The sequence below is a fragment of the Clostridium sp. genome (assembly GCF_036646415.1).
GTDB lineage: Bacteria > Bacillota > Clostridia > Clostridiales > Clostridiaceae > Clostridium_J.
In genome coordinates this window covers 1-8831 of the sequence record NZ_JAVXMF010000047.1, presented here as the reverse complement: position 1 = coordinate 8831, position 8831 = coordinate 1, and the positions used below count along the sequence as shown (strand labels likewise).

Sequence of the window (8831 nt, the reverse complement as noted above, 5' to 3'; positions counted from 1 at the left end):
GAAATCTATAGTGTTTTTACTACTATAATCACTTAATACTGTCCATGTATCTGTACTTCTATCACATACCCATAATTTATATAATGTATCTGCTGCAGGTTCTGCTGTTGACTTCATTGTCAAAGTTGAACCAGCATAGGCACTTCCCGTAACATTTAAAGATGCAACTTTTGATTTTGGTACAGTAACATTAATATCTACTGATTTATAGTCATCTTCCACATTTTTTTCACTATCTTTATTCTTAACATGTACTACAAAACTATATTTTCCTGCTTTTGTTGGTTTAAATATTGCAGTATTTTTAGTGCTGTAATCACTTACAACGCTCCAAGTATCAGTGCTTCTATCGCATACCCATAACTTATATAAAGTACTTTCTGCCGGATTAGCCTCTGCTGTCATAGTTAATTCATATCCAACCATAGGCTGTCCTGTTACATTGAAACTATTTACCTTAGCTTGTCCAAGACTAATTGTCACATCTTTAGATATAACATCATCTCCATTTGCTAAAGTAGAATTTTTATGTTTAGAATATACTTTAAACGTGTAATTTCCTACTTTCATAGGTGTATAATATGCCGTGCTTATTGTACTCCAATTACTTAAAACTGTTTCTGTACTTGAACTTCCTTCTTGTACTACTATTTTATAAAGTGTATCATTGCTTGGATTTGCTGTGCCAGTTACTGTTAATTTATTCTCTGTCACTGTTTTTCCTGTTACATTTATAGAAGTTAATACTGAATAATCTAGCACACTACTTAGTGCTGATGTATCTTTACGTACAGATAATAACTTATATCCATATCCTTCTGCTGCTGCCCAACCTTTGCCACTTGGATTTTCTGGTATTCCTAAATGTTCTACATACATAGCAGAAGCTCTTGTAACATAACTAAACCTTGGGTCAACACATCCTTGCTTTAAAGCTTCTGTTGATGCATATGCTTTTAAATGTTGAACTACTGCCCTAATTCCAATTTGTACTGTAGAAAAAGAATTCCCTGGGACTCCATTCCCAGTGGCACCAATACCTGCAAAATTATTTTGCTCTGGCTTAACATCTCCACCAAATTTCAAGTATCCAGTTTCATGCATCATCTGTGAAAATAAAATATCATAATTTACACCTTCAATATCACCCTCAGCTATAGTGTAATCTACAAATTCTGTTATATACTTAAGGCTCAAACTCGAATTGTTTGTTCTTAGCATTTTCACCATTTGATTTCTATTTAGAGATCCCCTCCCCATAATAGAAGTCTTTGCATTGTCAACTGTTATATCTGTTGTATGCTCCACCGTATTGTTCACAGTGTCTATTACTATAACTTTAACTTTATGATTTCCATTTGACACTCCTGTAAATTTATAAGTAAATCCACTATTATTTGCATCTGGATAGTTCGGATATTTCCCTCCAATATCACTTCTAGCCACTCCATATACAGCCTGTCCGTTATAAATATCATCTAAGTAAACTTCTACCTTAGATACCTTGTCCATACTTATTGCAAATCCCTTTAAAAAGAACTCTCCAGTCAATTTGTGATTTGCCCTTGGATTTTCTAATTTAGATACTATTGTTGAATTGTAAGGTACAGCAGCTTGAACTGATATACTATTCACTTCCTCAACAATAACATCATTTTCCACCGGTAATTTCAATGAATCTTCAGTTAATTCTTCATTTAAATTAACCTCTTCATTCTCCTGAGACACTGTAGTATTTCCTTCTTTATCAATAGCCATGGCTTGGATTGTTGGGGAAATTATATTTAATAGTAATACAATAACCATCATATAAGCGCATTTCTTTAATTTTGACACTATTATCCCTCCTTCGAAAGGGATGCAAGTTAAAAATACTGCTAAAAAAGTTGATTATAACATCCTCATTATACACTTTAATACACATATGTTCAATAAATTTACTCATTAAAATCTTTTTTTTAATTTTCTTTCAAAAGAATAAGAATGTATATGAAAATGATTTCTAAAATTTAAATAGAACCTATAGTGTACATTTTAAAAGAGTCTATTACTATAGGCTCTTTTTTATATGTGTCTACTTTATAGGTTCCATATTATTTTGATACACACCCCTTATATTATTAAAAATATTAATTCTCATAGTATTTTACTTCTATATATTGTTTATAGTTTCGCAAATTACCCGTACTTCTTCTTCTGTTAATGAAACTGAACTCGGTAGATTAACACCCTTATTACTTACTTCTATAGTTACATCCATAGTTCCAGATTTACAACTTTCATATGGTGTCATGCTATGTACTGGACTAAAAAACGGTCTAGCCATAATTCCATTTTCACCTAATATTTTCATAAATTCATCTCTAGAAACTTTAAAGTTATCTTCTACAATAATCGAATATAACCAATAGCAATTATCTACCTCTTCACATTCTTTGATTAATGTTATGCCATTTGTATTCTTTAAAAGCTCATTATACAGTTTTGCATTTTTCCTCTTAATCTCTAAGTATTCTGGCACCATCTCAAGTTGTGCAACCCCCACAGCGGCTAATAGATTTGGCATTCTAAAATTAAAACCAATCTCTTCATGATACATTCCACCATTAGGTGCTATAGTTTTTGTCTGATTTGATAAATATTTTGCTCTTTCTCCCAAAACTTTATCCTCAGTTACAAGCATACCGCCTGCACCAGTTGTCATTAATTTATTTCCATTGAAACTAAAACATCCTATATGACCTAGAGCCCCAACCATCTTCCCTTTATATGTAGTTCCTAAAGCTTCCGTTGCATCTTCTATAACATATAGGTTATGTTTTTTTGCAATCTCATTAACTTTATCCATATCAACTGGATAGCCATAAATATGAACTGGCATAATAGCCTTAGTTTTTGAAGTTATTAATTCTTCTATTTTATCAGTGTTCATAACAAATGTATCTCTACATACATCTACAAATACCGGAGTACCACCTGTATATTTTATAGCATTTACTGAAGATATAAATGTCATTGATGGAACAATAACCTCATCACCTTCACCTATTCCTAAAGTAATCATGGCAAGTTGAAGTGCTGCTGTTCCATTCATTGTGACTACCGCACTTTCACATTTCAAGTACTCTGCAAATTCATCTTCAAATCTATCCACAAATTTACCAACTGATGAAACCCAATTAGTATCTAAACACTCTTTAACATATTTCCATTCGTTTCCTCTGATTTCAGGCACACATAATGGTATCATAAATATCCCTACCTTTTAAATTAATATTTAGAGATTACCTCAAAATATTAATTTCAAGATAATCTCATTTAAATTCTATGATAAATATTTTCTTTTAAACATTGTATATATCTGTTTTAAAATACTGCATGTTATTTTTAATCCATTCTACTGTTTCTGCTAATCCTTCATCTATTGTATAATTAGGAGTCCAGTCTGTTAATGTCTTGATCTTAGTGTTATCAGCCCAAAGTCTATTAACTTCACTTTTTTCCGGTCTTAATCTCTCTTCATCACAAACTATTTTTACATTTCCACCTAATATATTAATGATTTTTTTAACTGTATCACCAATAGAAATTTCATAGTTTGAACCAGCATTAATAACTTGACCTATTGTATTGTCAGATTCCGCAATTTTAATAAAAGCTTCTGCTGTATCTTTTACATAGTTAAAATCTCTAGTTGGAGTTAAGCTTCCAAGCTTTATTTCTTTTTTACCAGCTAAAATCTGAGATATTATTGTAGGAATAACAGCTCTTGCAGATTGTCTAGGCCCATATGTATTAAACGGTCTAACTGTTGCTATTGGCATATTAAAGGATCTATAAAAACTATCTGCCATCATATCTGCACCAATTTTAGATGCTGAATATGGAGATTGACCTTGCATTGGATGTTTTTCATCTATAGGTACATACAATGCAGTTCCATAAGTTTCTGATGTAGAAGTATGCATAATTTTTTCAACTCCATGATTTCTACATGCTTCTAATACATTAGTAGTTCCTTCTACATTTGTTCTTACATATGCCATTGGTGATAAATATGAATAAGGTATTGCAATTAATGCTGCAAGGTGGAATACTACCTCATTACCTTTAACAATTCTATTCATACCATCTAATTCTCTTATATCTCCTGTTTCTACTTTAATGCTATCTAATACATTTTTATCGAAACTATCTATCCAACCCCAATTATTAAATGAATTATATTGTACTAACGCTGTAACATCAGCGCCAAGCTCAACAAGTCTTTCAGTTAAATGACTTCCTATAAACCCCTCTGCTCCAGTTACTAAAACTTTTTTCCCTTTTAAGTTCATTATTTTCCCTCCTAATTATTAATCATTTTCCTCAATTTGTTCTATTCTTTCAACCATGTCTTTCATCTCACTAATTTGCCCCATGTCCATCCATGACTGTTCACTTATTGGATACACCCCTACTGCTATTCCTTTTTTCATATAGCTTTCTAATATATCTGGCAAGTTATAAAACTCATCATCTGGTATATCATTTAAAACTTCCGGCTCAATTACATACATACCTGTATTAATTAGATAAGTATATTCTGGCTTTTCTTGAATATGACTTATATTACCTTCATTATTTAAGTTAAATACACCATATGGAATTTGAAAGTTTTTAACTGAAGCTACTACTGTAATTTTATTTTTCTTTTCTTTATGGTGTTTCAATATAGCTTCATAATCTGCATCTATTAATATATCGCAGTTAGACACAAAAAAAGTATCTTTTATTTTTCCTTTTAATAAAGAAAGACTGCCTCCAGTTCCTAATGGTTTATCTTCTTCTATGTACTTAATATCATATTCTTTTTCAATTTCATTAAAATATGATTTAATCATATTTTTTTTATAATTTACCGTTAAATAAAATTCACTTCCACCATACTTATTAAACTTATTTATAATTCTTTCAACAATAGGAGTATCTCCTATTGGAATTAATGGTTTAGGTAATATTTTAGTGTAAGGGTAAAGCCTGGTTCCTAGCCCCCCAGCCATAACTACTATAGAAATACCCTTTAATGACTTTCTTACATTCTTTTGCTGTAAATTAATCTCAAAAAATTTAACTTCAACAACTTGTTGATTTTTATCAACAATAGGAATGGCATTAATAGATTTATCATACATCAATTTAATTGACTTATCGGTATCCTTTTCTTCTAAATAAATTGGAGAGTTATTCATTACTTTTTCTATAGATTCTTCCATACTTCCATTTTTTAATATCCATCTACGGATATCTCCATCAGTTACTGCACCACACAGTTTCTCTTTATCATCCACTACAAAAAGTATTCCCTTTGCAGTTTCATCTATTTTTTTCATTGTTTCTCTTACATTTATAGATTTGCTTATAATTAATTCATTGTTATTCACATCATCACCATTGCCTTTAAAAATAAATTATTTACTTATTTTCAACATAGTTTATATTATAATCCAAAAATCTTATAAAATCTATATATTTATAATCATTACAGAGATTTCGCGTCAAAATTCCAGCGAAAATTTTATTTTACTTAAGTTGTTATTTTTTATACTCAATTAAAAGGCTGCCAAAACCTCAGACAGTTAGGTCTCAAAAATAGTTACACTTTCCCCTCCCCTGGAAATCTTAAGAAACAATTTCCAATTTTATATTTAATTAAATATTTACCCTGAATTATTCATAGAAAAATCAGGACCACCTGTAAAACGGGTGGTTTGACCTAGCCCTATAAGGGCATATTACTGGCCGTGCTACTCGCACATTGAACGGTTTTCCAACCGCATACATTTACTGGCTACACCTAAAAGGTGCTCTATTTCTTGCTCTTAATTACCGGCTCACCCGTAAACGGGTCAATATATTCCTTGAGACTTATTTGTTCATATGCTAAATCTTCTTTACCTGGTTTTTTATATACTCTTCTATTACTTTTTTATTTCGACCTACGGTATCAACATAATATCCCTTGCACTAAAACTGCCTATTTCCATATTTATATTTTAAATTTGCATGTCTGTCAAATATCATTAGTGAGCTTTTTCCTTTTAAGTAACCCATAAATTGAGATACGCTTAACTTCGGTGGTATACTGACCAACATATGTATGTGATCTTTACATGCATTTGCCTCTATTATTTCTACACCTTTATGCTCACATAGTTTTCTTAATATTTGGCCTATATCACTTTTGATTTTTCCATATATTATCTGCCTTCTATACTTCGGTGCGAATACTATGTGATATTTACAATTCCATTTGCTATGTACTAAACTATTATTATCCATTTGGATATCCCTCTTTGATAAAATAGATGTAGTCGGCAAACCTACATCTATTTTATCAAAGAGGGTTCTTTTTTTCTGCTCATCGCTAAAAGCTTTTTAGAACCACCCGTAAAACGGGTGGTATTCATTATACAATAATCAAGCACAGGCTAGTGCTTCGCACACACATCCGAAGGATCCAACTAAAGAAATCAAAATAGAAATAGGTAGAGCAAAGATATATATTCCCTCTACTGAGTTGGAATTAGTGTCAAATATAATTAAGGAACTCTCAATATCATGCTTAATTTAAATAATGTAAATACAGTATATCTAGCTTACGGTACAACAGATTTAAGAAAAAGTATAGATGGATTAGTCTTGCTCGTAGAAACTGAGTTAAAGCGAGACCCATTTGAAAAGGCATTGTTTGTATTTTGTAATAGGCAGATGAATAGAATAAAAATACTTCATTTTGATGAGGGGTTCTGGCTTTATTACTATAGGCTGGAAAATAATAGACTAAAATGGCCTCTGGATAAGGAAGAAGCTGCTAAAGTAAACAAGGATGAACTAAGTTGGTTGCTTAAAGGATATTAGGTAAGAACAACATCTAAATTTAAACCTATAAAAGAAAAAAACTCTTATTAAAGCCTTATAATTTTATTAACTAAAAGTGCTGTAAACCTTTATAATTCAATGGTTTTATGATATAACATAAGTAAACAAATAGAACTGAAGAGGTAATAAAATGGATGGCTTAAACTTAGAAAACCAGCTTAATCAAACTACAAAATCATTAATCTCTAAGATGGAAAAAGAACTTGAGGAAAAAGACTCTGAAATTAAATCTAAAGATCAAGAGATTAATAATTTGAAAAATCAGTTGGCATATTTACAAGGTCAAATTTTAAATAAGAATAGAAAGATATTTGGTCAATCTAGCGAGCAGGTGGATTCTAGCCGAATATCTATTTTTGATGAATCTGAAAAGAATAGTAACTCAAAAATAGAAGAGCCAACTATTGAAGAAGTAGTTTATGAAAGAACAAAGTCATCTAAAAATATAGGTAAAAAAGATAATCTAGCTAATTTAGAAAGAGTAGTTATTGAACATAAGCTAGATGAAAGCGAAGCAATATGCAATAAATGTAATGCTCCTCTGGAGGTTATACAAAGGAAGTATTAAAATATATTCCTGCTAAGCTTTACATAGAAGAACATGTTACGTATAGCTACGCTTGTAAGCCTTGCGAAGCAACATCAGGAGAAGCAAACATAATAACAACAAATGGAGCTCAAAGTACTCTTTATAAAAGTATGGCATCTAATGAATTAGTAGCACATGTTGTAAATATGAAATACCAACATACAATGCCTCTATATAGACAGGAAACTTATTTTAATATGCTTGGTGCAAATCTTTCAAGACAGACTCTTTCTAACTGGATTATGAGTGCAGCAGATGCAATTACACCTGTTTATGACATACTGAAGGAAGAATTAGTGAAAACACATTATATACAGGCTGATGAAACCACTTTACAAGTTATTGAAAATAACGGTAAGGAATCAAAGTCTAAAAAATATATGTGGTTATATAAAACGGGTGCATCTAAAAATCCAATTGTCTTATATGACTATCAAAAGACCCGCTCAGGATCATGTCCTAAAGAATTTTTAAAAGATTTTTCAGGATATCTTCAAACTGATGTCTATGCTGGTTATAATAGTGGTGAAAATATAAAAAGACTTTATTGCTTAGCTCATATCAGGAGAAAATTTCATGAGATAATAGTGAATTTAGATGAAGAAGCCCTTAAAAAATCACGTGCAATTATAGGGTTTAATTTTTGCGAGAAACTTTATAAGATAGAAAAAGATCTTAGAAAAGAATATGGCGATACAGAGGATTTCTATAAAATGCGTTATGAAATTAGACTAAAAGAAACAGCTCCGCTACTAGATGCATTCGAAGAATATGTTGAAAGAGAAATTAAAGATGCATTGCCTAAAAGTGCACTAGGTAAGGCTTTAGAATATACTAGAAAACTATTGCCAGATATGAAAACAGTTTTAAAAGATGGTTCGTTAGAAATAGATAATAATGGCTCGGAGAGAGCGATAAAGCCTTTTGTTATGGGCAGAAAAAATTGGTTGTTTTCTAATAATGCAAAGGGAGCAAGGGCTAGCGCCTTAATTTATAGCATAATTGAAACAGCGAAAGCTAATAATTTAGTGGTAGAAAAATATCTAGTTTATCTATTTAATATGCTATCTAAAAATGAAACAGAAACTAGAAAAAATCTACTAGATATAATGCCTTGGTCGGCAACACTTCCCACCGAAGTTAAAATTTCAACCTCTAAAAAAATAATAGTTAAAATTAGTTTAAAAAATCCAGTAGCGCAACAACAGCTAGTCCTACTGGGTATAATTATACAATTTTAAATTTAGGCTCTGTTTTAAATAGTGGGTTAGAGTATAATTTTAGTAGGCAAATATGACAAAAAAAAATAAGGGGGATACAA

The 8831-nt window shown here is 31.0% G+C and carries 7 protein-coding genes and 1 pseudogene; 3 read left to right on the top strand and 5 right to left on the bottom strand.

Annotated features, from left to right (window positions below):
• From RSD37_RS16235 to tnpA, 5 genes and pseudogenes are all read right to left on the bottom strand, one after another.
• The coding region (locus RSD37_RS16235) for a glucosaminidase domain-containing protein (protein ID WP_346947778.1) at positions 1-1836 on the bottom strand (1836 nt) is incomplete at its 3' end.
• A 316-nt stretch (positions 1837-2152) separates the two neighbouring features.
• Entirely contained in the window at positions 2153-3250 is a 1098-nt protein-coding gene (locus tag RSD37_RS16230) for a LegC family aminotransferase (protein ID WP_346947777.1), read from the bottom strand.
• Between the two features lie 94 nt (positions 3251-3344).
• Positions 3345-4337, bottom strand: a complete 993-nt coding sequence (locus RSD37_RS16225) for an NAD-dependent 4,6-dehydratase LegB (protein WP_346947776.1) — start codon at positions 4335-4337, stop codon at positions 3345-3347.
• A gap of 18 nt (positions 4338-4355) precedes the next feature.
• Positions 4356-5423 (bottom strand): nucleotidyltransferase family protein, encoded by a 1068-nt coding sequence (locus RSD37_RS16220; protein WP_346947775.1) that lies wholly within the window; start codon positions 5421-5423, stop codon positions 4356-4358.
• A 425-nt stretch (positions 5424-5848) separates the two neighbouring features.
• Positions 5849-6321 (bottom strand): annotated as a pseudogene (gene tnpA / locus RSD37_RS16215) (IS200/IS605 family transposase).
• A 279-nt stretch (positions 6322-6600) separates the two neighbouring features.
• On the opposite strand from tnpA, the gene tnpB reads away from it, so the two are divergent.
• The 3 genes from tnpB to RSD37_RS16200 all read left to right on the top strand — a co-directional run bounded on the left by tnpB (position 6601) and on the right by RSD37_RS16200 (position 8751).
• Positions 6601-6900, top strand: coding sequence for an IS66 family insertion sequence element accessory protein TnpB (tnpB, locus tag RSD37_RS16210; RefSeq protein WP_346947774.1), 300 nt, complete (start codon positions 6601-6603; stop codon positions 6898-6900).
• 151 nt (positions 6901-7051) lie between these two features.
• On the top strand, positions 7052-7489 hold the full coding sequence (locus tag RSD37_RS16205; protein ID WP_346947773.1) for a transposase: 438 nt from the start codon (positions 7052-7054) through the stop codon (positions 7487-7489).
• A gap of 5 nt (positions 7490-7494) precedes the next feature.
• Positions 7495-8751: an IS66 family transposase gene (locus tag RSD37_RS16200; RefSeq protein ID WP_346947779.1), complete on the top strand. Its 1257-nt coding sequence runs from the start codon at positions 7495-7497 to the stop codon at positions 8749-8751.
• The last annotated feature ends 80 nt before the right edge of the window (positions 8752-8831 follow it).

Excerpts from the sequence above, each read along its gene's own strand:
- RSD37_RS16230 (WP_346947777.1), bottom strand. The coding sequence starts at position 3,250 with ATGATACCATTATGTGTGCCTGAAATCAGAGGAAACGAATGGAAATAT.
- RSD37_RS16225 (WP_346947776.1), bottom strand. The coding sequence starts at position 4,337 with ATGAACTTAAAAGGGAAAAAAGTTTTAGTAACTGGAGCAGAGGGGTTT.
- tnpB (WP_346947774.1), top strand. The coding sequence starts at position 6,601 with ATGCTTAATTTAAATAATGTAAATACAGTATATCTAGCTTACGGTACA.
- RSD37_RS16205 (WP_346947773.1), top strand. The coding sequence starts at position 7,052 with ATGGATGGCTTAAACTTAGAAAACCAGCTTAATCAAACTACAAAATCA.